Below are 26,107 nucleotides of genomic sequence, written 5' to 3' on the forward strand. Positions count from 1 at the left end.
GCTTCGTGAGCGTCGCGGCTATCGCGATGACACTCAAGCGCGCAGGTCGGTCGAGGCGGAGCGCTCGGGGCGACGGCCGGCGAACCGGGCGAGGAGGATGCCCAGCTCGTAGAGCAGGCACAGCGGAATCGCCAGCATCAGCTGCGAGATGACGTCGGGCGGAGTGAAGATCGCGCCGATGACGAAGGCGCCGACGATCACGTAGGGCCGGATTTCCTTGAGCTTGGCGATATCGACGACGCCGATTCCGACCAGCACGACGACGATCACCGGCACTTCGAAGGTCACCCCGAAGGCGACGAAAGTGCTGAGCACGAAGGACAGGTATTTCTCGATGTCGGTCATCCAGGCGACACCCTCGGGCGCGATCTTGGCCATGAAGCCGAAGACGGTCGGAAAGACCAGGAAATAGGCGAAAGCCATCCCGACGAAAAAGAGGACGACGCTGGCCGCAACGAGCGGCAACGCAAGACGCTTCTCGTGCGCGTAGAGGCCCGGGGCGACAAAGGCCCAGACCTGGTAGAGCACGTAGGGCAAGGCGATCAGGAAGGCAACCATCAGGGCCACCTTCATCGGCACCAGGAAGACGCCGACCACATCGGTGGCGATCATCTGCCCCCCCTGCGGCAAGGACGCGAGCAAGGGCTGGGCGAGCAGGTTGTAGAGCTCCTTGGCCCAGGGGAAGAGGCAGACGAAAACAATCAGGATGGCGAGCAGCGCCCGGATCAGGCGATCGCGCAACTCGATGAGGTGCGACATGAAGCTGTCTTCGTGCCCGCCCGGGGTTTCGTCGAGGCCGCGGGGGCCTTCGTGCTCGCTCATGCCTGCCCCTTATGTGCATCCGGTGCCGCAGCGACCGGCGGCGTCGCCGGCGGCAGCGACAGCCCGCTCTCCGGGCCGTCGAGGACGATGCCGGCCGCCGCATGATCCGGCGTCGCCGGGGCCGTCTGTAACTGAGCCGCCGCACGCGTCGCGTCCTCGCAGGCGAGCGGTGCCTCAGCGCCCGTCGCCGCCTGGCGGACGGCATCAGCGCCCGCGTCGAAGGTCTGCTGCAAGGCCCGTGCTTCGGCGTTGATGCTGTTTTCGAAGCTGCGCGCCGACTCCTGCATCTGCGCCTGCAGCTTCTTCAATTCGTCGATCTGCATCTCGCGATCGATGTCGGCCTTCACGTCGTTCACGTAGCGTTGCATGCGGCCGAGCAGGTGCCCGGCGGTGCGCGCCACGCGCGGCAGGCGCTCGGGACCGATCACCACCAGCGCGACGATGGCAATGACGATCAGCTCGGAAAACCCGATGTCAAACATGTTATTCGTGGAAGCCAGTATTCATGCGCCCTGCAGGCCGGCTGCAGGGCGCGTGGAATGGAGGATTGCTGCGCCGCACTGCGGGCAAGCGCTCAGGACTTGGCCTTTTCCTTGACTTCCTTGGCCTCGCCTTCGATGGTCTGACCGCCGACCTGTTGCTGCGGCGGCACCGGCTCGGCCGGCTTGCTCTCGTTCGCGTCCTTCATTCCTTCCTTGAAGCCCTTGACCGCGCCGCCGAGGTCTTCGCCGATATTGCGCAGCTTCTTGGTGCCGAAGACCAGCAGGACGATCACCAGAACGACCAGCCAGTGCCAAATGCTGAATGAACCCATGGATGACTCCCCTTATAGACGTTTGAGCATCGGCCCGACCGGGTCCGGTCCGCCGACGATGTGCGCGTGCAGGTGCGGGACTTCTTGCCCGCCGACGCGTCCGGTATTGATGATGACGCGGAAGCCGTCCGGGCTGCCGTTCTCGGCCGCGACGGTCTGCGCCACGGTCAGCAGGCGACCGAGCAGCGGCGCGTCGGCCTCGCTGACGTGGGCGAGCGAAGCGATGTGCTTCTTGGGAATCGCCAGCACATGCAACGGCCGCGCCGGATGGATGTCGTGGAAGACGAGGATGTCGTCGTCCTCATAGACTTTGCGCGCCGGAATCTCGCCGCGCACAAGGCGACAGAAGAGGCAATCGTCCATGCTATTTGGCCGTCCGCGAATTCTTTTCGTCGATGCCCGAGATGCCTTCGCGGCGGCGCATTTCCTGCGATACGTCCTCGATCGAAAGCCCGTAGAAGGCGAGCAGGACGAGCACGTGATAAACGAGGTCGGCCGACTCGCGCACGATGTTCAGGCGCTTGCCGTCCTTGCTGGCCATGATCAGCTCGGCGCTCTCTTCGCCGATCTTCTTGAGGATCGAATCGGGACCGCCGGCGAACAACTTGGCGGTGTAAGAGGTTTCGGGATCCGCGTGGCGCCGCGAGGCGAGCGTCTCCGAAAGGCGATGCAGGATGTCGTGCGTACTCATTTGGCGTAAATTTCCCTGGGGTCCTTCAAAACCGGATCGGCCGGAACCCAGCGCTCGCCGTCGAGTTCGAGGAAGAAACAACTCTCGCGCCCGGTGTGGCAGGCAATGCCTCCGACCTGCTCGACGGCCAGCAGGAGCACGTCGCCGTCGCAGTCGGTGCGGATCGAACGCACTTTCTGCACATGCCCGGACTCCTCGCCCTTGCGCCACAAACGCTGCCGTGAGCGCGACCAGTATACCGCGTTCCCCGTGTGCACCGTTTCCTGCAAGGCATCACGATTCATCCAGGCAACCATCACTACGCGACCGCTCGCCGCATCCTGGGCAATCGCCGGCAGGAGACCGTCGTCGCCCCAGTGCAAAGCATCGAGCCAGGGTTGCGCGACATCCAGATCACTCATGCCGCGCGCCTCACAAACGCACTTCGATGCCGCGCGAACGCATGTACTCCTTGGCCTCGCGCACGGTGTATTCGCCGAAGTGGAAAATGCTCGCCGCCAGCACCGCGTCGGCGCCGCCGACGCTGACGCCGTCGGCCAGATGTTCGAGGTTGCCGACGCCGCCCGAAGCGATCACTGGAATGTCGACCGCGTCGGCCACCGCGCGCGTCAGCGCAAGGTCGAAGCCGTTCTTGGTCCCGTCGCGGTCCATGCTGGTGAGCAGGATCTCGCCGGCGCCCAGTTGCTGGACTTTTCTCGCCCACTCAACGGCGTCGAGCCCGGTGCGGGTGCGACCGCCGTGGGTGAATACCTCCCATTGCCCCGGTGCCACCTGCTTGGCGTCGATGGCCACCACGATGCACTGGTTGCCGACCTTGGCCGACGCCTCGGCAACGAGGTCGGGGTTGTTCACCGCGGCGGTGTTCATGCTCACCTTGTCGGCGCCCGCGTTGAGCAAGCGACGCACGTCGGCCACCGCACGCACGCCGCCGCCAACGGTGAGCGGGATGAAGACCTGCGCGGCGCAGGCTTCAACGATGTGCAGGATGATGTCGCGCTGGTCAGAGGAGGCCGTGATGTCGAGGAAGGTCACCTCGTCGGCGCCCTGCGCGTCGTAGCGGCGGGCGATCTCGACCGGATCGCCGGCATCGCGCAGATCGACGAAGTTGGTGCCCTTGACGACGCGGCCGGCGGTCACGTCAAGGCAGGGGATGATGCGTTTGGCGAGTCCCAAATGGCTACCGCTTTCTCAGCAAAAAGAGTCGGATCACGCCGCGCCGAGGCGGTCGGCCTCGGCCTGTGCGGCGGCAAAGTCGAGCGAACCGTCGTAGATGGCGCGCCCGGCGATGGTACCGATGACGCCCTCGCTTTCGACCGCGCACAGGCTGCGGATGTCATCGAGGTTGGACAGCCCACCCGAGGCGATCACCGGAATACGCAGCGCCTGCGCCAGGCGCACGGTCGCTTCGATGTTGATTCCGGTGAGCATGCCGTCGCGACCGATGTCGGTGTAGATGATGCTCTCGACGCCGTAGTCCTCGCACTTCTTGGCGAGATCGATGACGTCGTGGCCGGTCAGCTTCGACCAGCCGTCGACGGCGACCTTGCCGTCCTTGGCGTCGAGCCCGACGATGATCTGGCCCGGGAAGGCGCTGCACGCATCGTGCAGGAAGCCCGGATTCTTCACCGCGGCGGTGCCGATGATCACGTAACTCACGCCGTCGTCGAGGCAACGTTCGATGGTGTCGAGGTCGCGGATGCCGCCGCCGAGCTGGATCGGAATCTCGTCGCCAAGCGCGGCGACGATCTCCTTGATCGCACTCTCGTTCTTCGGCTTGCCGGCGAAGGCGCCGTTGAGATCGACGATGTGCAGGCGCCGTGCGCCCTGCGCCAGCCAATGCGCGGCTTGTTCGCCCGGGCTGTTGGAAAACACGGTGGCCTCGTCCATGAGACCTTGCTTGAGACGGACGCACTGCCCGTCCTTCAGGTCAATCGCGGGAATGATCAGCATGTTGAAAACGCAGGTGGTGGTGGAAAAACGAAATCAAAAATGAACGCCGTACCCGGAACACACCGCACCGGCGGCCGGAGCAGTGCGCCGCCGTCAGCGCGAAATGCGCCTCAAGGCTGCCAGGCGAGGAAGTTGGCCAACAGGGCAAGTCCGGCCTGGGCGCTCTTCTCCGGATGGCACTGGATGGCAAAAATATTATCCCGCGCTACCGCACTGGTAAAGGGAATGCCATAGTCGGTCACGCCAACGGCGACCTCGGGTGACGTCGGCGCAACGTGGTAGCTGTGCACGAAATAAAACCGCGCGCCGTCCTCGATGCCCTTCCACAGGGGATGTGGACGCACCTGGCGCACCTCGTTCCAGCCCATGTGCGGCACCTTGAGCTTGCTGCCATCGGCCGTGCGCATGTGCTCGGCAGGAAAGCGGACGACCTGCCCGGCGAAAACGCCGAGGCCGGGCACGTCGCCTTCGGCGCTGTGCTCGAAGAGCATCTGCTGGCCGATGCAGATACCGAGGAAAGGCTTGTCGCGCGCTGCGTCGAGCACCGCCCGGCGCAGCCCGCGCAATTCCAGTTCGCGCATGCAGTCGGGCATCGCGCCCTGGCCGGGGAAGACCACGCGCTCGGCGGCGCGCAATTCGGCCGGATCGGCGGTGACGACGACTTCGCGACCGCCGGCGACGTGGGCGAGCGCCTGCCACACCGAGCGCAGATTGCCCATGCCGTAGTCGACGACGGCAACCTTGCCGCTCACAGCGCCCCCTTGGTCGACGGCACACGGCCGGCGCAACGCGCATCCGCCTCGACGGCCATGCGCAAGGCGCGGCCGAAGGCCTTGAAAACGCTCTCGGCCTGGTGGTGCGCATTTTCCCCGCGCAAGTTGTCGATGTGCAGGGTGATCAGGGCGTGGTTCACAAGCCCCTGGAAAAATTCGCGCACCAGATCGACATCAAAGGCGCCGATCGTCGCGCGCGTGAAGTTGACGCCGAACACGAGGCCCGGCCGGCCGGAAAGGTCAACGACCACACGCGACAGCGCCTCGTCGAGCGGGACGTAGGCATGGCCGTAGCGGGTGAGCCCTTTCTTGTCGCCGAGCGCCGCGGCCAGCGCTTGGCCGAGCGTAATGCCGATGTCCTCGACGGTGTGATGCGCGTCGATGTGCAGATCGCCCTTGGCTTCGACCTCGAGGTCGAACTGACCGTGGCGTGCCACCTGCTCGAGCATGTGGTCGAGGAAGGGAACGCCACTCGCAAAACGGCACTGGCCGCTGCCGTCGAGATCGAGACGGACGCGCACCTGGGTTTCGAGGGTGTTTCTGCTGATGTCGGCTTGCCGCATGTAAACCCCGTGAAGAAGGAATCTTGCTCTGACCCGCGCCGCTCAAGGCAGTTCTGCCCCGCAACGCCGGCTGCTGCGCATGATACCATCTTGAACCTCCCCTGCATCCCATGCCGTGAGCCGCACATGAGCCAATACTGGAGCGCCCTCGTCCACACGCTGACGCCTTACGTCCCGGGCGAACAGCCCAAGCTGCCCGACCTCGTCAAGCTCAACACCAACGAGAATCCCTACCCGCCCTCGCCGCGCGCGCTCGCCGCCATGCAGGCTGAACTCGGCAACGACGCGGCCCGCCTGCGCCTCTACCCGGACCCGAATGGCGACCTGCTCAAGCACGCCGTCGCCGAACACTTTGCCGAACACGGCATCGAACCGGCGCAAGTCTTCGTCGGCAACGGTTCGGACGAGGTGCTGGCGCACGCGTTCCTGGCCCTGCTCAAGCACGCCAAGCCGTTGCTGATGCCGGACATCAGCTACAGCTTCTATCCGGTGTATTGCGGCCTCTACGACATCGCGCACACCAAGGTCGCGCTCGACGCGGACTTCGCGGTCCGCGTCGACGACTACCTCGAGCGCGCCGACGACTGCGGCGGGGTCATCGTCGCCAACCCCAACGCGCCGACCGGCCGGCCGCTGTCGCTTTCCGAGATCGATCGCCTGTGCGCCGGACTGCACCACGCCGTGGTCGTCGTCGACGAGGCCTACATCGACTTCGGCGGTGAAACGGCTGCCGCGCTGATCGCCCGCCACCCCAACCTGCTCGTCGTGCGCACGCTGTCCAAATCGCATGCCCTGGCCGGCCTGCGCGTCGGCTACGCGCTCGGCCAGGCGCCGCTGATCGAGGCCCTCGAACGGGTCAAGAACAGCTTCAACTCCTACCCGCTCGACCGCCTGGCGCTGGTCGGCGCCGCCGCTGCACTGGCCGACCGCGATTGGCTGGAAACGACGCGCCGTGCGGTGATGGCCAGCCGCGCGCAACTGGTCGCCGACCTTGAAACGCTCGGCTTCAATGTCCTGCCTTCGGCGGCCAACTTCATTTTTGCCCGCCACCCGGGGCACGACGCGGCACAGCTCGCCGCCCGCCTGCGCGAACGCAACATCATCGTCCGCCACTTCCGCCAGCCGCGCATCGACCAGCACCTGCGCATCAGCATCGGCACCGACGCCGAATGCCGCGCCTTGGTCGAAGCCCTGCGGGCCATCGTCGCGGGCTAAGGCAAAGCGCCGTCCAAGCGCGCAGCGCGCTCAAGCCGCCGGCAAACTCAAGCGCACGCGCAGACCACCCTGCGGCGACGCTTCGAGCTCGATCCGCCCGGCATACAGACGGACCAGGTCGTCGACGATGGCCAGCCCCAGGCCGCTGCCGGCAACCTGCTCGTCCGCCCGCTCGCCGCGACGTAGCACGCGTTCCCGCGCCTCATCCGGGATGCCGGGGCCGTCGTCGTCGAGCGTCAAGCGCAGCCAGCCGTCTTCGCGGCGGCATTCCAGGCGCACCGCGCGTCGCGCCCACTTGCCGGCGTTGTCGAGCAGGTTACCGAGAATTTCCTGCAAATCCTGCGCCTCGCCACGGAACTCGAGCCCTGGCTCGATCTGCACGGCAAAGTCGAGCTCACGCTCGGCGTGCACCCGGCGCATCACGCGCAGCAGGCCATCGACCACTGGCCCGAGCGGCGTGCGCGATCCCGGCAGACGCACCGCCGCCGCGGCCCGCGCCCGACGCAAGTGATAGTCAATCTGCCGGCGCGCCACCTCGACCTGCGCGGTCAGCAAGGGACCGGTTTCGCCCGGCAAACCCTGCGCCGCATTGGCGATCACGGAAAGCGGCGTTTTCAGGGCATGCGCGAGGTTTCCGGCCTGAGTGCGAGCACGCTCGACGACCTCGGCATTTTGCGCGAGTACGCTGTTGAATTCGCCCACCAGCGGTTGCACCTCGCCAGAGAAATCGCCGTCCAGGCGCGCCGCCTGCCCGGCGCGCACCGCGGCCAACGCCCACTGCAAACGACGCAGGGGCACCAGTGCGACCCAGACCTGGAGCACGGCAACCGCGGCCAAGCCCAACCCGAGCAGGCCGAGAAAGAGCCAGAGCATGCCGGAGAAATTCTCGGTCGGCTCGGCGATCCGCCGCTCGTCGGCAGCAACGATGACGAGAAAGGTCCCGCCCGGCTGTCCATCCTCATCCTCCAGGCGCACCACCCGCTCAACCGCACCGAGCATCACGCCTTCGGGCCCGGGCAGACGATGCGCATGGACCTCGCCGTCCGCCGGCACCTCGAAGTCCACGACCAGCGCCGCATCCCACAGTGAGCGGGAACGCAGCAACTTGCGCGAGACGTCCTCGCGCCGGTCGGTGCGTTCGATTTGCCAGTAGAGCCCGGAATACGGCTGCTCGAAGCGCGGATCGCTCGGCGTACCGCTCACCGCCGGACGCGCCTCGCGGTCGACATACAGGTGGCTGACCAGATCGTCGAGGTGCAGGCGCAACTCGGCGTGGAATTGCTGCGTAATGTGCTGGCGGAAGAGGCCGGAGAGCGCCCAGCCGGCGACCGCGATGGCCAGCACGATCGACGCCAGGGTCCCGAGCAGCAGGCGCAGGCGCAGCGAGCGCCGCATCGCCCCCCAGAGCGGGACGCCGGAGCGCCTCACGCGGCCACCATGCGATAGCCGAGGCCGCGCACCGTTTCGATCGCGCCGTCGGGCAGCTTCTTGCGCAGGCGCGCGACGAAGACTTCAACCGTGTTCGAATCGCGGTCGCAGTCCTGAGCGTAGATGTGTTCAATCAGCTCGCTGCGTGAAACGACCTGGCCGGGCCGGTGCATCAGGTAAGCCAACACCCGGTATTCGTGCCCGGTGAGGACGAGCGGCTGGCCGCCCACGCTGGCCCGGCATTGCCGCGTGTCGAGCACCAGCGCACCGCAACGCAACTCGGCGCTGGCGAGCCCGCCGGCGCGACGGATCAGGGCGCGCAGACGAGCGAGCAGTTCTTCGAGGTGGAAAGGCTTGGCCAGATAATCATCGGCCCCAGCGTCGATCCCGGCCACTTTTTCGTGCCAGTTGTCGCGCGCGGTAAGGATCAACACCGGCATCGTACAGCCGGCCGCACGCCAGGACTGGAGTACGCTCAAACCGTCCATCTGCGGCAAACCGAGGTCGAGCACCACGGCATCATAGGGCGCATCGGGGTCGCCGCCCAGATGCAGGGCATCGACACCGTTCGCGGCCTGGTCGACGGCATAGCCGGCGCTGCCGAGGGCTTCGCCCAATTGCACGGCCAGCGTCGGCTCGTCTTCAACGATCAGGACACGCATCTTCATCCTTTTCACGGCAGTAGCCGGGGCGCGAACCGTGGCCGCGGCGGGCAATCAGCGATCCGTCTGCGGCATCGACCCAGACCTTGACCAGCGCCCCGCCGGGACGCAGCACTTTGAGCTCATAAATCCAGCGCCCGCGATGACGCTCGAGCTCGATCGCCAGCACCTTGCCCGGCGCACGCTGCTCGACGCGTTCGAGCACCGCCTTGAGCGGCAGGATTTCGCCGGCCTCCAACGCCGTACGCGCGCGCTCATGGTCGTGCCCCGAGTCGTCGCTTGCCACTCCGTTTGGCGGTTCGACAACAAACAACAGCGTGGCCAGAAGGACGCTGGACGGAACCGCTGTGCGGCAAGCTCTACGCAGGAAAACGAAGGGATTCATGCTGGATTTATACGCGGCCCGGCCTGAACGCGAGATGAACGTCCCGTTCAGGCCCGATTCAGAAAGACACAGGCATAGTAGCGCAGCCTCACCCGAGACGGGCATCCCGACTGCCCCAAAACCCTAAAGGGAGAACAACGATGAACACCCCGGCCACCGCCACACTCGCCGGTCTGCTGGCCCTGTTCTGCGCCGCCTGGTTGCAGACCTTCCTGACCGCCTCCATCCCGGAGGGCACCGCGACGCTGTGGCTCATCCGCCAGCAAGGCCTCTACCTCAGCGGCATCCTGTCGATGGCGCTGATGTCGCTGGTCATGGTGCTGGCAACCCGCCCGCGCTGGCTCGAAGCGCCGCTTGGCGGCATGGACCGCATCTACCGCCTGCATAAATGGGCCGGCATCTTGGCCGTCGTTTTCGCCGTCCTCCACTGGGGCTTCTACGAAGGCTCCGGCCTTGTCCGCGCGCTGATCGGCCGAGCCGGGCGGCTGCGCGAGGCGAAAGGCGAACTCACCCGCCTGCTGCACGACCCGGCCGAGGACCTCGGCGAATGGGGGTTTTATCTCTTGCTGGCGATGATCGCCATCACCCTCTGGCGGCGCTTTCCCTACCACCTCTGGCGGCACATCCACCGCGTCCTGCCGGTGATTTACCTGTTCCTGGCCTTCCACAGCCTCGTCCTGACGCCGGCCCGCTACTGGGCGACACCCCTCGGCGCCCTGTTCGCGATTGCGCTTCTGGCCGGGAGCTGGGCCAGCGTGCTGTCGCTGACTGGGCGCATCGGCCAGCGCCGCCGGGCGCACGGCGAAGTCATCGCCGTGCAGCATGGCGACGGCGTCACCGAGATCACCTGTCGCCTCGACGAGCGCTGGCAGGGCCATCAGCCGGGGCAGTTTGCCTTCCTCGCTTTCGACCGCCTCGAAGGCCACCATCCCTTCACCATTGCCAGCGCGGGCAACGACCAGCGCACGGTGACCTTCTGCATCAAGGCGCTCGGCAACTTCACCCGCCGCCTGCCGCACACGGTTTATGTCGGGCAGGCGGTCAGCGTCGAAGGTCCCTACGGCCACTTCCGCCTCGACCGCCACGACCCGACGCGACGCCAGATCTGGATTGCCGGCGGGGTCGGCGTGACGCCCTTCCTGGCCTGGCTGGAAGCCATGCAGGACGCGCCTTCCGAGACCCCGCAGGCCGAGCTGCACTACTGCACGCGCGACCGTGCCGGCGATCGTTTCGTCGCCCGTCTGGAAGCGTTGTGCGCCACGCTGCCCAACATCCGCCTGCACATTCACGATAAGCGCCAGGGCAAGGAGCTGCGCGCCGAGGGGCTCGGCCTCGAGGCGAACGGCGACCGCGCCGCCGAGATCTGGTTCTGCGGCCCGACCGGCCTCGCCGACGCACTCAAGCGCGGCCTGCGCAACATACGCACTCTTGGCGGCACGCCGCGCTTTCATCAGGAAGCCTTCGAGATGCGCTGAACCCAGCCGCCAGCAACAAAAAAGGGCAGCCCAGGCTGCCCTTTTTTTCGTGTCCGGAAACCGGATTTACTCGACCCGGTAGCGCGCCGACTGCGCGTGCGCGGGCAGGCCTTCGCCGTCGGCCAGAATGCCAGCGACCCGGCCCAGCTCGCTCGCCGCGCGGCGCGAAGCGCGGATGAGACTCGTCCGCTTCTGGAAGTCGTAAACGCCCAGCGGCGAGGAGAAGCGCGCGCTGCCCGAGGTCGGCAGCACGTGGTTCGGTCCGGCGCAGTAATCGCCGAGCGCTTCCGAGGTGTAGGGGCCGATGAAGATCGCGCCGGCGTGACGAATCTTGTCCACCCAGGCGTCGGCGTCCTGCAGCGACAACTCGAGGTGCTCGGGCGCGATGCGGTTGGCAACCGCGCAGGCTTCGTCGAGGTCGCGCACTTCGATCAGCGCGCCGCGCCCTGCGAGCGCCGCCCGGATCGTCGCCTGGCGCGGCATGCTCGGCAGCAGGCGCTCGATCGAGGCCTCGACGCGGTCGAGGTAAGCCGCATCCGGGCAGAGCAGGATGGCCTGCGCCAGCTCGTCGTGCTCGGCTTGCGAGAAAAGGTCCATCGCCACCCAGTCGGGATCAGTCGTGCCGTCGCAGACGATCAGGATTTCCGACGGCCCGGCGACCATGTCGATGCCGACGATGCCGAACACGCGCCGCTTGGCGGTGGCGACGTAGGCATTGCCCGGACCGACGATCTTGTCGACCCGCGGCACAGTCTCGGTGCCGAAAGCCAACGCCGCAACCGCCTGCGCGCCGCCAATGCAGAACACGCGGTCGACGCCAGCCAGCGCGGCGGCGGCGAGCACGAGGGCGTTTTTCTCGCCGCCCGGCGTCGGCACGACCATGATCAGTTCGCCGACCCCGGCGACCTTGGCCGGAATCGCATTCATCAGCACCGACGAGGGATAGGCCGCCTTGCCGCCCGGCACGTAGAGGCCGACGCGGTCGAGCGGCGTCACCTTCTGTCCGAGCCGCGTCCCGTCGGCTTCTTCGTACTGCCAGCCCTGCAGCGGCTGGCGTTCGTGGTAAGCACGCACGCGCGCAGCGGCCGTCTCCAGCGCCGCACGCCGTTCGACAGGCAGGCCGGCAAGCGCGGCGTCAAGCTCGGCGCGCGAGAGTTCGAGTTCAGGCAGCGAGGCGGCGGGGACGCGGTCGAAGCGCTGCGTGTACTCGAGCACCGCAGCGTCGCCGCGCGCCTTGACGTCGGCCAGGATGGCCGCGACGGTGCGCTCGATGGCGTCGTCCTGCGCCGCTTCGAAGGCCAGCAGCGCATCGAGACGGGCGGTGAAATCGGCGTCGCGCGACGAGAAGCGGCGAATCGCGCTCATGCGGCGACAGCGCCGGCAAAGGCCTCGAGGATCGGCGCGATCTTCTCGCGCTTCACCTTCAGCGCCGCCTGGTTGACGATCAGGCGCGAGGAAATGTCCATGATGTGCTCGACGGCGAGCAGGTTGTTGGCCTTGAGCGTACTGCCGGTCGACACCAGGTCGACGATCGCGTCGGCAAGGCCGGCCAGCGGGGCTAGCTCCATCGAACCGTAGAGCTTGATCAGGTCGACGTGCACGCCTTTGGCCGCGAAGTGCTCGCGCGCAATGTTGATGTACTTGCTCGCCACCTTGAGGCGCGCGCCCTGGCGCACCGCGTGTTCGTAGTCGAAGTCGGCCGGCACGGCGACCATCATCCGGCACTTGGCAATGTTGAGGTCGAGCGGCTGGTAGAGGCCGTCGCCGCCGTGCTCGATGAGCACGTCACGCCCGGCCACGCCGAGGTCGGCGGCGCCGTACTGGACGTAGGTCGGCGCGTCGGTGGCACGCACGATGACCACCCGCACGTCAGGCCGGTTGGTCGCGATGATCAGCTTGCGCGAGGTTTCCGGATTCTCCAGCGGCTCGATGCCGGCCGCGGCGAGCAGCGGCAGCGTCTCTTCGAAAATGCGGCCCTTGGAAAGGGCGATGGTGATGCCGTCCAAAACTGTATCCCCGTCGTTGCGTTATCCCACTCACCCGGCGACGCCCACTGCACCGCCGGCTTCCGGCATTGTAGCCGCAGCTTCAGCGCACCCGCTTGACACTGGCGCCGAGGCGCGACAGTTTTTCCTCGATGCGCTCGTAGCCGCGATCGAGGTGGTAGATGCGGTCGATCAGCGTCTCGCCTTGCGCCACCAGGCCGGCGATCACCAGGCTCGCCGAGGCGCGCAGGTCGGTGGCCATCACCGTCGCCCCGTCGAGGCACGGCACGCCGGTCACCAGCGCGGTGTTGCCGTCGATCTTGATCTGCGCCCCGAGGCGGATCAGTTCGACGGCGTGCATGAAGCGGTTTTCGAAGATCGTTTCGCGGATCACCGCGGCGCCATCGGCGACCGTGTTGATGGCCATGAACTGCGCCTGCATGTCGGTCGGGAAGGCTGGATACGGCTCGGTGCGCACGTTGACCGCCTTCAGGCGCGCCGGCGCCTTCAGATGGATGGCGTCGGCCTCGCAGTCGAGGGTGCAGCCGGCCTCGCGCAGCTTGGCCACCACCGCGTCGAGATAATCGGCCGAGGTCCGCGTCAGCCGGACATCGCCACCGGTCGCCGCCGCCGCGCACAGGTAGGTGCCGGTTTCGATGCGGTCGGGCATCACCGTGTGCGAGGCACCGTGCAGGCGTTCGACGCCTTCGATGCGGATGCAGTCGGTACCGGCGCCGCGAATCTTGGCGCCCATGGCGATCAGGCAATTGGCGAGATCGACCACTTCCGGCTCGCGCGCCGCGTTCTCGATCACCGTTTCGCCTTCGGCCAGCACGGCGGCCATCATCAGGTTTTCGGTGCCGGTGACGGTCACCATATCGGTGACGATGCGCGCGCCCTTGAGACGCGTCGCCTTGGCATGGACATAGCCGTGTTCGACGGTCACTTCGGCGCCCATCGCCAGCAGCCCCTTGATGTGCTGGTCCACCGGGCGGGCGCCGATCGCGCAGCCGCCGGGCAGCGACACGCGTGCCTCGCCGAAGCGGGCGACCAGTGGACCGAGCACGAGGATCGAGGCGCGCATGGTCTTCACCAGGTCGTACGGTGCGACCGGGTTGTTGAGCGCATGGCTGTCGAGGACCAGCGCCTCGTTGCCGTCCATCATCACGTCGACGCCCATCTGACCGAGCAGGCGCAACATCGTCGACACGTCGTTGAGGTGCGGCACATTGGCAAAACGCAAGGGCTCGGCGGTCAGCAGGCTGGCGCAGAGGATGGGGAGCGCCGCGTTCTTGGCGCCCGAAATGGCGACTTCGCCGGCGAGCGGTGAACCGCCCTGGATGAGCAGCTTATCCACGCGCCGCCCTCCACTCTTCGGGGGTGATCGTGCTCATCGACAAGGCGTGCAGTTCGCCGCTGTCGAAATAGGGTTTGAGCACCGCATTGACCAACTGCTGACGCTTGACGCGGCTCTTGCCCTCGAACTGGGCGCTGACGATCAGCGCTTCGAAGTGCTGCCCATCGCCCTGCACGTGCAGGCCTTCGCAGGGCAAACCTTCAGCGATCAGCTGTTTGACGCGTTCGGGATCCATCATGTTTCAATTCCTTAGTTTGTATCCGCGGCGCAGCATTTGCAGCGCGACCAGGGCGACGGCCGCGAAGCTGGCTGCGACGACGGCCAGGCTGGTCGTCGGCGCCACGTCGGAGACGCCGAAAAAGCCGTAGCGGAAACCGTCGATCATGTAGAAAACGGGGTTGGCGTGCGACACCCGCTGCCAGAACACGGGCAGCGAATGGATCGAATAGAAAACGCCGGAGAGCATGGTCAGCGGCATGATGAGAAAGTTCTGGAACCCGGCCAGCTGATCAAATTTGTCGGCCCAGATACCAGCGATGATGCCGAGCGACCCCATGATACCCCCGCCGAGAACGGCGAAAACGAGGATCCAGCAGGGCGCGGCGAATTCGAGCGGCGCGAACCACAGCGTCACCGCGAGCACGCCGAGGCCGACGACCAGGCCGCGCAGCATCGCCGCAACCGCATAGGCCAGGTAAAACTCGAAGTACGAAATCGGCGGCAGGAGAACGAACACCACGCTGCCCGTCACCTTGGCCTGGATCAGGCTCGACGAGCTGTTCGCGAACGCGTTCTGCAGCACCGACATCATCACCAGCCCGGGAATCAGGAATGCCGAATACAGCACGTCGTTGACCCGCACGTGCTCGTCGAGCACATGTGCGAAGATCATCAGGTAGAGCATCGCGGTGAGTACCGGCGCGGCGACGGTCTGGAAACTGACCTTCCAGAAGCGGAGCACCTCTTTGTAGAGCAAGGTGAGGAAACCGGTCATGGCAGCACCTCCCGGCCCTGCATCACGCCGACGAAAACATCTTCGAGGTCGGGCTGTTCAAGGCGTAAATCCTCGATCGTCGCGCCGCTGGCGCGCACCTCGGCAAGCAGCGATTCGACCTCGGCCAGACCGGAAAGGCGAACCCGCCAGTCCCCGCCATCGCGTTCAGCACGGGCCGCCAACGCTGCCGGCAGGGCATCGCCCGCCCCCAAACGCAGCACCAGCGTCCGGGTCGCCTGACGGGCGAGCAGGTTGGAGGTGGTATCAAGCGCCACCACCCGGCCTTGCTTGAGCATGGCGATGCGGCCGCACAGCGCTTCCGCTTCCTCGAGGTAATGCGTGGTCAGGATGACCGTGTGCCCTTCGCGATTGAGGCGCTCGACGAACAGCCACAACCCCTGGCGCAGTTCGACATCGACCCCCGCGGTCGGCTCGTCGAGGACGATCACCGGCGGTTTGTGTACCAAGGCCTGGGCGACGAGCACGCGTCGCTTCATGCCGCCGGAAAGCCGACGCATGTTGGTGTCGGCCTTGGCCGTCAGGTCGAGGTTCTCCAGGATCTCGTCGATCCAGTCGTCATTGCGGCGCAAGCCGAAGTAGCCGGACTGGATCCGCAAGGTTTCGCGCACCGTGAAAAAGGGGTCGAAAACCAATTCCTGCGGCACGATCCCAAGCTGCCGACGCGCCGCGCGATAATCGTTCGCCACGTCATGACCGAGCACCGCGATGCGCCCTGAATCGGCGCGCGCCAAGCCCGCCAGACAGGAGATGAGCGTCGTCTTGCCGGCGCCGTTGGGACCAAGCAGCCCGAAGAATTCACCCTCGGCGATGTCCAGCGTCACGCCATCCAGCGCGCGCAAGGCACCGTAGTTCTTGACCACTTGCCGGATGGAGACGGCGATCCGACTGGCGGCGTTCATGCCATGCCCTTGAGGTCTGCGCGACGGTGAATGGCGCTCAGGCGAGCGGGAAGGTGTCGGCGACGCCGTAGAGGCTGGCGAGGCTGAGCAGGCCGGCCGGCGGATTGACCAGACGCAGCGCCAGTCCGCGTTCGCGCGCACTGCGCTGCAGACCGAAGACCACGCCGAGCGCCGAGGAATCTGCCTCCGCCACCGCCTCCAGATCGAAGATCACCTCGTTCCCGCCTGTCGGCAGGGAGCGCAAAAAACCGCGCCCTGCGGCAAGCAGGGCGGGCGCGTCGGCGATCAGCATCGAGCCGCTCACGCGCAGCCCGTTTCCGTTCTGTTCGATCATTTGCGGCCGGGATCCATCTGATTGTTCTTTTTCGCCAACATGTCGATCAGACCATCGACGCCGTTGGCGCGCACCTCCTGGTTGAAGGTGTCGCGATAGTTGGTCACCAGGCTGACGCCGGCGACGACCACATCGTAGACCTTCCAGCCCTCGGACTGCTTTTCGAGCGAATAGTCGAGGGCGATCGGCTTGTTGCCCGGCTGCACGATCTCGGTCCGCACCGTGACCTCGGTGTCGCCGCCCTGCACTTTGGCCGGCTTGTAGCGGATCGTCTGGTCCTTGTAGCTGGTGAGCGCATTCGAATAGGTCCGCACCAGCAGGGTCTTGAACTCTTCCGTCAGGCGCTTCTTCTGGTCCGCGTTCGCCTTGTTCCAGTCGCGCCCCATGGCCAGCGCGGTCATGCGCTGGAAGTTGAAGTTGGGCAGGACCTTGGCTTCGACGAGTTCGATCGCCTTCTTGGTGTTGCCGCTCCGGATGTCCTTGTCCTGACGAACGATGTTGAGCACATCGTCCGTCACTTTGCGGATCATCGCATCCGGCGCTTCCTCGTTGGCCAATGCAGCGGACGCGGCGACAAACAGACCGAACAGAACAGACAACAACGACTTCATACTGACCTCTTTCTCTTGCGACTTACTGAATGACGGGACGCCTGATCTCAGTAGCAACGCTCCATCTTGCATTCGCCTTCCCGTTCGGGCTGGCCGTCACGCACGACGCTGCGCCGGTTCTGCAGATAAGCGTCGCGGATGTAGCTGTACTTGTCGAACGCCGCTTGCTCGACCACTTTGTCGGTCGGCAGGAGGCTGGCGCGCACATCGATGAAGCGCACTCCGACCAGGGTGTTGCGCACCGCAACGTTGTCGACATACCAGACCGGATCCGGATCGGCGTAGGTATCGACCAGCCAGCCGAAGGAATCGCGCGTCGTACGCGGCCCGATCAGCGGCCAATAGAGGTAGTTCCCCTCGGGGACCCCCCAGACGGCCATCGTCTGGCCGAAGTCCTCGGCATGCTTCTCGAGGCCCATTTCGCTCGCCACGTCGAAGACGCCGCCGATGCCGAGGGTGGTATTGACCAGCACCCGGCCGACGTCGGACAGCCCTTCGCTACCCTTGCCCTGGAGGAAGTTGTTGATCGCCGTCCAGGCGTCGGAGATGTTGCCGAAGAAGTTGCCGATCCCGGCCTTCACCGGCAGCGGCGCCGCAGCGTCGTAGCCCTCGGCGACCGGCTTGAGGACCACGTCGACCCCTTCATTGACCGAGAACATCGCACGGTTGAAGCCCTCGTAGGGGTCTTTCGGATTGTTCGCGGTGCTCGCGCAACCCGAGAATCCGCCGACAAATGCGGCGGCCAGCGCCACGCTCAGGACACGCTTGATCATCGGTGTTTTCACGAACGCTCCCATTATTTTTCCGTCCCCTCGGACGCCTTGTTGAACATGAACTGGCTGATCAGTTTTTCCAGCACCACAGCCGATTGAGTCTTGGCCACGACTTCGCCATCCTTGAGCATTCTCTCGTCGCCGCCGGCGTCGAGGCCGATGTATTGTTCGCCGAGCAAACCGGCGGTCAGGATCGAAGCAAACGTATCCTTGGGAAAATGGTAACGGCTGTCGATCGTCAGCGTCACCTGGGCCTCGTACGACCCCGGATCGAGCCGAATCTCGGAAACGCGGCCAACGACCACGCCCGCGCTCTTCACCGGCCCGCGGACCTTCAGGCCACCGATGTTATCAAACTTGGCCGTCAGCCGGTACGTTTCGGCGAAGTTGGCCGACGAGACGTTGCCAACCCGCAACGCCAGGAACAACAGCCCCGCGAACCCCAGAATGACGAAGAAACCCACCCACAAATCAATCAGCTTACGACTCATCAGAGCCCCCGGAACATAAACGAGGTCAACACGAAATCCAGCGCCAGAATGGCCAGCGCGGAATACACCACCGTTCTTTTGATCGACGTCGAAACCCCTTCGGCGGTCGGCACCGCGTCGTAGCCCTCGAACACCGCGATCAGGGAGACAGCCACCCCGAAGACAAAACTTTTCACGATCCCGTTCCAGATGTCGAAGCGGAAATCGACCGAACCCTGCATCTGCGACCAGAACGCGCCCTCGTCGACACCGATGAAGACGACGCCGATCAGGTAGCCGCCGAAGACCCCGACCGCCGAGAACAGCGCGGCGAGCAACGGCATCGAGATCACGCCGCCCCAGAAACGCGGGGCAACGACACGGGCAATCGGGTTGACTGCCATCATGTCCATCGCGGTCAACTGCTCGGTGGCCTTCATCAGACCGATCTCGGCCGTGATCGACGAGCCGGCGCGCGAGGCAAAGAGCAACGCGGCGACGACCGGGCCGAGCTCACGCACCAACGACAGCGCGACGAGCACGCCCAGCGCCTCGGACGATCCGTAGCGCTGCAAGGTCTCGTAGCCCTGCATGCCAAGCACCATGCCGATGAACAGGCCGGAGACCAGGATGATCAGCAGCGACTGGAAGCCCGAGAAATAGATTTCGCGGATCGTCAGGTGCAGGCGGCGGAACGACTGCCCCGAGTAGAGCAGCACCCGGAAGAAGAAGCGCGCCGCGAAGCCAAGGCGCTGCACCGCGTTATTGACCCGCCGACCGATGCCGCGCACCAGCGCCAGCACCCCCGTGTCCATGTTTTCAGCCACGCCGCACCTCCCGCAGCAACTCCTGCGCGAACGGTGGCGCCGGATAATGGAAATGCACCGGGCCGTCGGCTTCGCCGAAGACGAATTGATGCACGAAAGGATCTTCCGAAGCCCGGATTTCATCGGGCGTTCCCTGTGCAACGATCTGCCCGTCGGAAACGAAATAGACGTAATCGACGATCAGCAGCGCCTCCTGAACATCGTGCGTAACGAGCAGGGTCGTCGCCCCGAGGGCGTCGTTGAGCTTGCGGATCAACTGGCCGATGACGCCCATCGAGATCGGGTCGAGGCCAGCAAAGGGCTCGTCGTACATGATCAGCATCGGGTCGAGCGCAATCGCCCGCGCCAGCGCCACGCGCCGTGCCATGCCGCCCGAAAGCTCGGAGGGCATCAGGTGATGCGCGCCGCGCAGGCCGACCGCGTTGAGCTTCATCAGCACCATGTCGCGGATGACCTCTTCGGGCAGGTCGGTATGTTCGCGCATCAGGTAGGCAACGTTGTCGTAGACCGAGATGTCGGTGAACAAGGCCCCGAACTGGAACAACATGCCCATGCGCCGACGCATCGCGTAAAGCTCGTCGTGCGTCATCTCGGGCACCGACTGGCCATCGACCAGCAACTGGCCGCTGGTCGGCCGGAGTTGCCCGCCGATCAGTCGCAGCAGCGTGGTCTTGCCGCACCCGGAGTTCCCCATGATGGCAATCAGCTTGCCGCGCGGGATCTCCATGTTGATCCCTTTGAGGATGGCGCGCTCGTCGTACGAGAAATTGACGTCGGTAATTCTGACCAGACTATCGGCAGACACAACGGATATCCAGAATGGAAAAAAATAGCGAATGATTATACCTGATGCCCAAGTTTTCTACGAAACCCGGATTACGTGCAGGGTCTTTACCCTCCAAGAACAGGGCGCGCGCCTTGCCGCGCGCAAGCCAACGCCGCAGCATCGAAATCAGCGGCCCGCCCAAACTGGAAAGGACAAGTTTAAGCGCTGGCACCTTAATTCTGGCCAAATGCGATCGAGGGCTGCGATACGGGAGATACGCCGCCATCGCGTTGTGGAATAATGGCAACGCCATTCCTCGACCAGGAGCGCTGCCGCAGCCATGAAGACGATGCCGGACCACGCCCTGCCGGACAAACCCCTGCTGCTCGTCGTCGATGACGACCCCTTGCTCGCCGAAACCCTCGGCCTGGCGCTTGCCTGCGACTTCGACGTCGTCCTCAGCCACAGCCGCCCCCACAGCACCCAACTGCTGCGCCAGCTCCGCCGCCCGCCCGACCTCGCCCTGGTCGACCTCGGCCTGCCCCCCTGCGCGCACCGCCCCGACGAAGGCTTCGCACTGATCAGCGAACTGGCTGCGAGCAGTCCGCAGACCAAGATCGTCGCACTTTCCGGCCAGAACGACGCCGACAATGCGCGCCACGCCCGCACCCTGGGGGCCGTCGACTTCGTCGCCAAACCCTGCCCGCCGGAAACCCTGCTCCCGCTGCTGCACCGGGCGCTCCGCTACCGCAGCCTGGACGCCGCCCCCACGGCCGAAGCGCTGATCGGCAACAGCCCGGCGCTGCACAAGCTGCGCACCCAGCTCCAGCAATACGCCGACTCGCCCTTCCCGGTGCTGATCGAAGGCGAATCGGGCAGCGGCAAGGAAATCGTCGCCCGTAACGGCCTGCACTTCGCCACCGCACGCCGCAAACACCCCTTCCTGGCGCTCAACTGCGCGGCCATCGCGCCAAGCCTGGTTGAAGCGACGCTCTTCGGGCACGCCAAAGGCGCTTTCACCGGCGCCAGCGCAGCCCGCGCCGGGTATTTCGAGGAGGCCGGTGACGGCACGCTGTTCCTCGACGAGATCGGCGAACTGCCGCCCGAGCTGCAGGCCAAACTGCTGCGAGTGCTCGAGAACGGCGAATACCAGCGCGTCGGCGAGACGCAAAGCCGGCACAGCCGCGCCCGCATCGTCGCGGCGACCAACCGCGACCTGCGCAAGGAGGTCCGCGCAGGACGCTTTCGCGCCGACCTCTACCACCGCCTTTCGGTGTTCACCATCGACGTCCCGCCCCTGCGGGAGATGGACGACGACAAACGCCTGCTGCTCGAGCACTTCCGCCTGCACTACTCGGCACAGGCCATGCAAGCACCTTTCAGTCTCACCGCGGACGCCTTGACCCTGTGGCGCGGATACACCTTTCCGGGCAACGTGCGCGAGCTGCGCAACATCGTCATCCGTCTCACCGCCCGCTTCCCTGGGCAGACTGTCGATGCCGCCACGCTGCGCGAAGAGCTCGACCTCGACGACGAAACGCCCAACGCCTCAGGGACGCCGCCGGCTGGCGCGCTGTCCTTCGTCGACGCGGCCCTGCAGCGGCTGAGCCAGCCCGAGCCCTTCCGCCTCGACCGGTTGCTCGCCACCACCGAGCGCAGCTACATCGAGGCCGCACTGCGCCTCGCCCACGGCAACGTCAGCCAGGCCGCGCGCCTGCTCGGCATCAACCGCACCACGCTGTACCACCGGATGGACACCACGGCCAGGGAGACATGATGTATCTCGACCATTTCGGGCTCAAGGAACCGCCTTTCCGGATCACCCCGCACACCGAGTTCTTCTTCAGCGGCGCCAACCGCGGCGCCACCCTGGAAGCCCTGATCTACGCCATCACCAACGATGAAGGCATCGTCAAGGTGAGCGGCGAGGTCGGCAGCGGCAAGACCATGCTCTGTCGTATGCTCCTCGAACGCCTGCCGCCGGAAATCGAAACCGTCTATCTCGCCAACCCGTCGCTCGACCGCGAGGAAATCCGCCATGCGATCGCCGACGAGCTCGGCACCCCGCTGCCCGAACAGCGCAACCACCTGCTCCTGCGCGCCCTGCAGGCGCGCCTGATCGAGCTCTACGCCGCCGGTCGAACCGTCGTGGTCATGATCGACGAGGCACACGCCATGCCCGCCGAAACGCTCGAGGAAATCCGCCTGCTCTCCAACCTCGAATCGAGCCGGCACAAGCTCCTGCACATTGCCTTGTTCGGCCAGCCCGAACTCGACGCGCGCCTGGCCGAGAATGCGATGCGCCCGCTCAAGGAACGGATCACCCACAACTTCGCCCTGACGCCCCTGCGCGAAAGCGATGTCGGCACCTACCTCAGTTTCCGTCTGCGCGCCGCCGGTTACAAAGGCGCTGATCTGTTCACGCCCCTCGCGGTACAGCGCATTGCCAGGGCCTCGGAAGGCCTGACCCGGCGCATCAACATCCTGGCCGACAAGGCTTTGCTGGCGGCTTATGCGGAGAACCTGCACCAGATCGACGTCGAACAGGCTGACGCCGCCATCCGCGACGCGCAGTTCCGCCCCATGCGCCCCTCCGCGCGCCTGCCCTGGCCCTGGGCGGGTGCCGCCGCTGCAGCCGTGCTGCTCTCGGGCAGCGCCTACCACTACCTGTCCGCCCCGCCCCGCGCAGCGGCCTTGCCCCCCGTGGACGTGCACGCCCGACCACCGAGCCCGCCGCCCGCCGCCTTGCCTCCTTCCACCCCGCCTTCGGCCGCGAACGTTCCCGCTCCCGCGGCACCGGCGCCCACGCTACCGTCACTGGCCGAGCGCCTCGCCGAAAGCGAACGCTGGATTCGGAGCGCCAGCAACGAACGCCACTTCATCCAGTTGCACAGCGCCGAAGCGAGCAACCCGAACGAGGTCGAAACCTACCTCGCCACGTGCTGTACCGGGCTCGATCCCCAGCTGCTGCGCGTCTATCGCTCGGCGCTGAGCGGACGCGACCGCTTCGGCGTCATCTACGGCGACTACCCTTCGCGCGACGCGGCCACCGTCGATCTGCCCCGGGTGGCGCAGGCGAGCGCCAGCCCGAAAGCCTACGTCCGCGCCGTAAACAAGCTTCGATAAAGAAAAAGCAACCTACAAATCAGCCACTTGCGCAGATTACTTTGCGTGATATGATAAGAAATCAACGACCACTGACGGACATCGGCATGCTGAGAATCGTCTGCACCAGCACGGCCATCCTTCTGCTTTCGGCCTGCGCCCCTTCGACGCTGAGCGGCGGCCCGTCCTCCGGGCACCTCAGCCAGGACGTCATCCCTCCGGCACGGGGCACCATTCCGGCCCCCGTCGACAATGTCGTCCCCTTGCCCCGGCCCAAAGCCGGCGTGCGCGCCGAGACGTACAGCGTGGTGGTCAACAACATGCGCGTCCAGGACCTGCTCTTTGCCCTGGCCCGCGACGCCCGGCTCAATGTCGACATCCATCCCGGTATCAGCGGGAGCGTAACGATGAACGCGCTCGACCAGACGCTGCCGCAGATCCTTGCCCGCATCGCCAAACAGGTCGACATGCGCTTCGAACTTGACGGCCCCAACCTCGCGGTAATGCCCGACACGCCCTACCTCAAGAACTACAAGGTCGACTACGTCAACCTGGCGCGTGACGTCTCGGGGACGGTGTCCACCAACACCCAGATTTCGACCAGCGCGATTGGCGGTGCAGCGGGTGCGCCGAGCGCGGGAGGCGGGAACACCTCGCGCATCCAGATCGAGAACAAGTCCAGGAACCGCTTCTGGGAATCGCTGGAAAAGAACATCAAGGACATCCTGCACGAAACCGACAAGGTCTTCCCCGAGGGCTCGACCGAAACAGTCACCGAACAGAACGCCACGCAGAGCACCACCGGCACCGGCGCCCTGGCTTCGGCAGTCAACACCGTTCGCGACGCCGCGCGCGTGCTCGCCGCGCCGGGCCTGGCCGGCAGCCCCAACCCGGCGACGTTGCAGAACAGCGGCGCCACGGTGGTCAAACGCATGACCTTCCGCGAGGCAGCCTCGGTGATCACCAACGCCGAGACAGGCATCATCACCGTGCGCGCCACCTCGCGCCAGCACGAAAAAGTTCAGGAATTCATCGACCGCGTGGTCAGCAGCGCGCGGCGACAGGTGCTGATCGAGGCAACCATTGTCGAAGTGACCCTCTCCGACGGCTACCAGCAAGGCATCTCCTGGGAACTCCTGCCGAACAACAACTCCGGCTTCACCCTTTCCGGCCCGTCGACCAACACCAACGTGCGCGGCCCGACCAACCCCTACACCCTCAAGTGGACGAGCACCAGCCGCGGCGTTTCGGCGGCGCTCGAAATTCTGCGCAGTTTCGGCACCGTCAAAGTGCTCTCCAGCCCCAAGCTGACGGTGCTCAACAACCAGACGGCGACGCTCAAGGTTTCGGAGGATTTCGTCTACTTCAACGTCAAGTCGGACACCACGACGACGGCCAACGTCGGCACCACGGTTGGCGTGACAACGACTCCGCAATCGGTCTCGGTCGGCTTTTTCATGAGCCTCACGGCGCAGATCAGCGACGCCGACACGGTCACGCTCAACGTCCGCCCGTCGATCTCGAGCATCGCCTACCTAGCGCAGGACCCGAACCCGATCATCCCCAAGGACATCCCCAACTACATCCCGCAGATCCGCACGCGCGAGATCGAATCGCTGATGCGTGTCCAAAGCGGCGAAACGGCGGTCCTCGGCGGCCTGATGGAGGACCGCATGGACAACCGCAACGGTCGCATCCCGCTGGTCGGCGACATTCCGCTCCTCGGCGAATTGTTCAACAGCCGCAACAACACGTCCTCCAAGACCGAGCTGGTGGTCTTCATCCGCCCGACCGTCATCCACGACGCCTCGGTCGCCGGCGACTTCAAGCACCTGGCACCCAACCTACCGGGACGCGACTTCTTCGCCACGGACGACGTCTACAAACCACTCGGTCCGCTCAACGCCAACGGGGAGACGCAGCCATGAGCCTGCTCATGGAAGCCCTGAAGAAAGCCGAAGAAGCCAAGCGGCGCGCCGGCGAAGGCGGCGAATTGCCCGAACTGACGCTCGAACCCCTGACGGCGCAGAACGCTGCAACCTCCCCCCTCCCCGACCTCGCCCAGCACTTCGCCACCGTCGACGCCGACCTGGCGAGCATTCCCACCGACGCCCCCCCCCCGCCGCCGTCCAGGCGCACCCACGCCCCCGGAGAGCAACGCACAGGCCGCCCGCGAAGGCGCCGAGCGTGCCACGGTGCGCAACGCTTTCGCCGCCAAGGAAACGCCGCCTGCCCGGCCACGCCTTGGACTGCTGCTCGGCGCCGGCACTCTGGCGCTGCTCGCCATCGGCGGGTATTTCTGGTGGCAACTCCAGAGCATGAGCCCCCCCCAGCCCCTTGCGGCGCGCCCCGTCCCCGCGCCAGCAGCCCCACAAGCGCTTCCGGCCAAGGCCGCACCGCTCCCGACGCCGATGCCGGCGCCAGCCCTCAATGCGCCAACGTCGCCCAGTCAGGGCAACATATCGGCCCCGCCCACCGAAACGCCGCCCTTGTTCCAGGCCACCGCAAAAGCGCCCAGCAGCGAGACCAAGTCCGCACCGCGCAGCGCCCGTCCCGCCCCGGCCGGGAACGCCCTGCAACTCAGCCGCGGCGACCAGCCCTCAACCATCGAGCGCGCCTACGACGCCTTGCAGGCCGGACGGCTCGACGAAGCCGGATCACTGTATGAAAGCGTGCTGCGCGGTGACCGCAAGAACACCGACGCCTTGCTCGGACTGGCCAGCATCGCCAATCGCCGCGGACAAAACGAACGCGCGCAAGCCCTCTACCAAAAGGCACTCGAATCCGACCCGCACCACCCGGCCGCCCAGGCTGGCGTCATCAGCACCCGCGGCCAAGCCGATCCAGGAATGTCGGAAAGCCGCCTCAAAACGGCACTCGCCGCCCAGCCCGAGGCTCCGGCGCTGCTCTTCGCCCTCGGCAACCTCTACGCCCGTCAGCAGCGCTGGAGCGAAGCACAGCAGACGTACTTCCGCGCCTACGCGGGCGAGCCCGACAACGCCGACTTCATCTTCAACCTGGCCGTCAGTCTGGACCAGCTGCGCCAGTCCAGGCTCGCCGCCCAGTACTACAGGATGGCGCTCGAAGTGAGCGAGGCGCCCGGCGCGCGCGCCGCGGCTTTCGACCGCCAGACGACCCGCCAGCGGCTGGCCGAACTCGCCCCCTGACGCCCGAAGCCAGGCACCAA

At 65.9% G+C, this 26,107-nt stretch carries 31 protein-coding genes; 6 read left to right on the top strand and 25 right to left on the bottom strand.

Annotated features, from left to right (window positions below; genetic code table 11):
* Positions 1 to 33: 33 nt before the first annotated feature.
* The 10 genes from tatC to hisB form a co-directional block, all read right to left on the bottom strand.
* Positions 34 to 822, bottom strand: coding sequence for a twin-arginine translocase subunit TatC (gene tatC / locus QMB55_RS05960; protein ID WP_497587764.1), 789 nt, complete (start codon positions 820 to 822; stop codon positions 34 to 36).
* Positions 819 to 1,304, bottom strand: coding sequence for a Sec-independent protein translocase protein TatB (gene tatB / locus QMB55_RS05965; protein WP_497587765.1), 486 nt, complete (start codon positions 1,302 to 1,304; stop codon positions 819 to 821). Before tatB ends, tatC begins: the two co-directional genes overlap by 4 nt.
* A gap of 92 nt (positions 1,305 to 1,396) precedes the next feature.
* Positions 1,397 to 1,636: a Sec-independent protein translocase subunit TatA gene (gene tatA, locus QMB55_RS05970; RefSeq protein WP_497587766.1), complete on the bottom strand. Its 240-nt coding sequence runs from the start codon at positions 1,634 to 1,636 to the stop codon at positions 1,397 to 1,399.
* A gap of 12 nt (positions 1,637 to 1,648) precedes the next feature.
* On the bottom strand, positions 1,649 to 1,999 hold the full coding sequence (locus QMB55_RS05975; protein ID WP_497587767.1) for a histidine triad nucleotide-binding protein: 351 nt from the start codon (positions 1,997 to 1,999) through the stop codon (positions 1,649 to 1,651).
* Position 2,000: 1 nt separating this feature from the next.
* Complete coding sequence (locus QMB55_RS05980) at positions 2,001 to 2,327, bottom strand: phosphoribosyl-ATP diphosphatase (protein WP_497587768.1); 327 nt, start codon at positions 2,325 to 2,327, stop codon at positions 2,001 to 2,003.
* Positions 2,324 to 2,728: a phosphoribosyl-AMP cyclohydrolase gene (gene hisI / locus QMB55_RS05985; protein ID WP_497587769.1), complete on the bottom strand. Its 405-nt coding sequence runs from the start codon at positions 2,726 to 2,728 to the stop codon at positions 2,324 to 2,326. Before hisI ends, QMB55_RS05980 begins: the two co-directional genes overlap by 4 nt.
* A gap of 10 nt (positions 2,729 to 2,738) precedes the next feature.
* The gene (gene hisF / locus QMB55_RS05990; protein WP_497587770.1) at positions 2,739 to 3,500 is read right to left on the bottom strand and encodes an imidazole glycerol phosphate synthase subunit HisF; all 762 of its coding nucleotides are present in this window, start codon (positions 3,498 to 3,500) and stop codon (positions 2,739 to 2,741) included.
* Between the two features lie 33 nt (positions 3,501 to 3,533).
* On the bottom strand, positions 3,534 to 4,277 hold the full coding sequence (gene hisA / locus QMB55_RS05995; protein ID WP_497587771.1) for a 1-(5-phosphoribosyl)-5-[(5-phosphoribosylamino)methylideneamino]imidazole-4-carboxamide isomerase: 744 nt from the start codon (positions 4,275 to 4,277) through the stop codon (positions 3,534 to 3,536).
* A gap of 110 nt (positions 4,278 to 4,387) precedes the next feature.
* Positions 4,388 to 5,029, bottom strand: a complete 642-nt coding sequence (gene hisH / locus QMB55_RS06000; RefSeq protein WP_497587772.1) for an imidazole glycerol phosphate synthase subunit HisH — start codon at positions 5,027 to 5,029, stop codon at positions 4,388 to 4,390.
* Positions 5,026 to 5,613, bottom strand: a complete 588-nt coding sequence (gene hisB / locus QMB55_RS06005; protein WP_497587773.1) for an imidazoleglycerol-phosphate dehydratase HisB — start codon at positions 5,611 to 5,613, stop codon at positions 5,026 to 5,028. Before hisB ends, hisH begins: the two co-directional genes overlap by 4 nt.
* A 126-nt stretch (positions 5,614 to 5,739) precedes the next feature.
* Here hisB and hisC point away from each other — a divergent pair, with 126 nt between their 5' ends.
* On the top strand, positions 5,740 to 6,828 hold the full coding sequence (hisC, locus tag QMB55_RS06010) for a histidinol-phosphate transaminase (RefSeq protein WP_497587774.1): 1,089 nt from the start codon (positions 5,740 to 5,742) through the stop codon (positions 6,826 to 6,828).
* Positions 6,829 to 6,858: 30 nt separating this feature from the next.
* Here hisC and QMB55_RS06015 read toward each other — a convergent pair whose 3' ends face one another.
* From QMB55_RS06015 to QMB55_RS06025, 3 genes are read right to left on the bottom strand one after another with little or no spacing between them, the layout of a single operon-like run.
* Positions 6,859 to 8,256, bottom strand: a complete 1,398-nt coding sequence (locus QMB55_RS06015) for a sensor histidine kinase (protein WP_497587775.1) — start codon at positions 8,254 to 8,256, stop codon at positions 6,859 to 6,861.
* Positions 8,253 to 8,918, bottom strand: a complete 666-nt coding sequence (locus tag QMB55_RS06020) for a response regulator transcription factor (RefSeq protein WP_497587869.1) — start codon at positions 8,916 to 8,918, stop codon at positions 8,253 to 8,255. The genes QMB55_RS06015 and QMB55_RS06020 overlap by 4 nt, the downstream gene beginning before the upstream one ends.
* Positions 8,899 to 9,303: a PepSY domain-containing protein gene (locus QMB55_RS06025; protein ID WP_497587776.1), complete on the bottom strand. Its 405-nt coding sequence runs from the start codon at positions 9,301 to 9,303 to the stop codon at positions 8,899 to 8,901. The genes QMB55_RS06020 and QMB55_RS06025 overlap by 20 nt, the downstream gene beginning before the upstream one ends.
* 140 nt (positions 9,304 to 9,443) lie before the next feature.
* Here QMB55_RS06025 and QMB55_RS06030 point away from each other — a divergent pair, with 140 nt between their 5' ends.
* Complete coding sequence (locus tag QMB55_RS06030; RefSeq protein ID WP_497587777.1) at positions 9,444 to 10,778, top strand: ferredoxin reductase family protein; 1,335 nt, start codon at positions 9,444 to 9,446, stop codon at positions 10,776 to 10,778.
* Positions 10,779 to 10,844: 66 nt separating this feature from the next.
* Here the strand turns inward: QMB55_RS06030 and hisD are convergent, their stop codons facing one another.
* The 12 genes from hisD to QMB55_RS06090 form a co-directional block, all read right to left on the bottom strand.
* The gene (gene hisD, locus QMB55_RS06035) at positions 10,845 to 12,143 is read right to left on the bottom strand and encodes a histidinol dehydrogenase (RefSeq protein WP_497587778.1); all 1,299 of its coding nucleotides are present in this window, start codon (positions 12,141 to 12,143) and stop codon (positions 10,845 to 10,847) included.
* Entirely contained in the window at positions 12,140 to 12,784 is a 645-nt protein-coding gene (gene hisG / locus QMB55_RS06040) for an ATP phosphoribosyltransferase (RefSeq protein WP_497587779.1), read from the bottom strand. The genes hisD and hisG overlap by 4 nt, the downstream gene beginning before the upstream one ends.
* A gap of 82 nt (positions 12,785 to 12,866) precedes the next feature.
* A complete protein-coding gene (gene murA, locus QMB55_RS06045; protein ID WP_497587780.1) occupies positions 12,867 to 14,120 on the bottom strand; it encodes a UDP-N-acetylglucosamine 1-carboxyvinyltransferase in 1,254 nt (417 codons plus the stop codon).
* A complete protein-coding gene (locus QMB55_RS06050; protein ID WP_497587781.1) occupies positions 14,113 to 14,358 on the bottom strand; it encodes a BolA family protein in 246 nt (81 codons plus the stop codon). The genes murA and QMB55_RS06050 overlap by 8 nt, the downstream gene beginning before the upstream one ends.
* Positions 14,359 to 14,361: 3 nt before the next feature.
* On the bottom strand, positions 14,362 to 15,114 hold the full coding sequence (locus tag QMB55_RS06055) for an ABC transporter permease (RefSeq protein WP_497587782.1): 753 nt from the start codon (positions 15,112 to 15,114) through the stop codon (positions 14,362 to 14,364).
* On the bottom strand, positions 15,111 to 16,034 hold the full coding sequence (locus QMB55_RS06060; protein ID WP_497587783.1) for an ABC transporter ATP-binding protein: 924 nt from the start codon (positions 16,032 to 16,034) through the stop codon (positions 15,111 to 15,113). The genes QMB55_RS06055 and QMB55_RS06060 overlap by 4 nt, the downstream gene beginning before the upstream one ends.
* A gap of 37 nt (positions 16,035 to 16,071) precedes the next feature.
* Positions 16,072 to 16,368, bottom strand: a complete 297-nt coding sequence (locus QMB55_RS06065) for an STAS domain-containing protein (RefSeq protein ID WP_497587784.1) — start codon at positions 16,366 to 16,368, stop codon at positions 16,072 to 16,074.
* Positions 16,365 to 16,979: an MlaC/ttg2D family ABC transporter substrate-binding protein gene (locus QMB55_RS06070; protein WP_497587785.1), complete on the bottom strand. Its 615-nt coding sequence runs from the start codon at positions 16,977 to 16,979 to the stop codon at positions 16,365 to 16,367. The genes QMB55_RS06065 and QMB55_RS06070 overlap by 4 nt, the downstream gene beginning before the upstream one ends.
* Positions 16,980 to 17,026: 47 nt before the next feature.
* Positions 17,027 to 17,752, bottom strand: coding sequence for an MlaA family lipoprotein (locus QMB55_RS06075; protein ID WP_497587786.1), 726 nt, complete (start codon positions 17,750 to 17,752; stop codon positions 17,027 to 17,029).
* 23 nt (positions 17,753 to 17,775) lie between these two features.
* Entirely contained in the window at positions 17,776 to 18,243 is a 468-nt protein-coding gene (mlaD, locus tag QMB55_RS06080) for an outer membrane lipid asymmetry maintenance protein MlaD (RefSeq protein WP_497587787.1), read from the bottom strand.
* Positions 18,243 to 19,037: a lipid asymmetry maintenance ABC transporter permease subunit MlaE gene (mlaE, locus tag QMB55_RS06085; protein WP_497587870.1), complete on the bottom strand. Its 795-nt coding sequence runs from the start codon at positions 19,035 to 19,037 to the stop codon at positions 18,243 to 18,245. Before mlaE ends, mlaD begins: the two co-directional genes overlap by 1 nt.
* A 4-nt stretch (positions 19,038 to 19,041) precedes the next feature.
* The gene (locus QMB55_RS06090; RefSeq protein ID WP_497587788.1) at positions 19,042 to 19,854 is read right to left on the bottom strand and encodes an ABC transporter ATP-binding protein; all 813 of its coding nucleotides are present in this window, start codon (positions 19,852 to 19,854) and stop codon (positions 19,042 to 19,044) included.
* A gap of 301 nt (positions 19,855 to 20,155) precedes the next feature.
* Here QMB55_RS06090 and QMB55_RS06095 point away from each other — a divergent pair, with 301 nt between their 5' ends.
* The 4 genes from QMB55_RS06095 (at position 20,156) to QMB55_RS06110 (ending at position 26,087) form a co-directional block, all read left to right on the top strand.
* On the top strand, positions 20,156 to 21,592 hold the full coding sequence (locus tag QMB55_RS06095) for a sigma-54-dependent transcriptional regulator (RefSeq protein WP_497587789.1): 1,437 nt from the start codon (positions 20,156 to 20,158) through the stop codon (positions 21,590 to 21,592).
* Positions 21,589 to 22,941: an ExeA family protein gene (locus QMB55_RS06100; protein WP_497587790.1), complete on the top strand. Its 1,353-nt coding sequence runs from the start codon at positions 21,589 to 21,591 to the stop codon at positions 22,939 to 22,941. The genes QMB55_RS06095 and QMB55_RS06100 overlap by 4 nt, the downstream gene beginning before the upstream one ends.
* Before the next feature lie 86 nt (positions 22,942 to 23,027).
* Complete coding sequence (locus QMB55_RS06105; RefSeq protein ID WP_497587791.1) at positions 23,028 to 24,848, top strand: type II secretion system protein GspD; 1,821 nt, start codon at positions 23,028 to 23,030, stop codon at positions 24,846 to 24,848.
* Between the two features lie 267 nt (positions 24,849 to 25,115).
* Complete coding sequence (locus tag QMB55_RS06110; RefSeq protein WP_497587792.1) at positions 25,116 to 26,087, top strand: tetratricopeptide repeat protein; 972 nt, start codon at positions 25,116 to 25,118, stop codon at positions 26,085 to 26,087.
* Positions 26,088 to 26,107 lie beyond the last annotated feature (20 nt).

It is taken from the genome of Propionivibrio sp., assembly GCF_041441355.1.
Classification (GTDB): Bacteria; Pseudomonadota; Gammaproteobacteria; order Burkholderiales; family Rhodocyclaceae; genus Propionivibrio.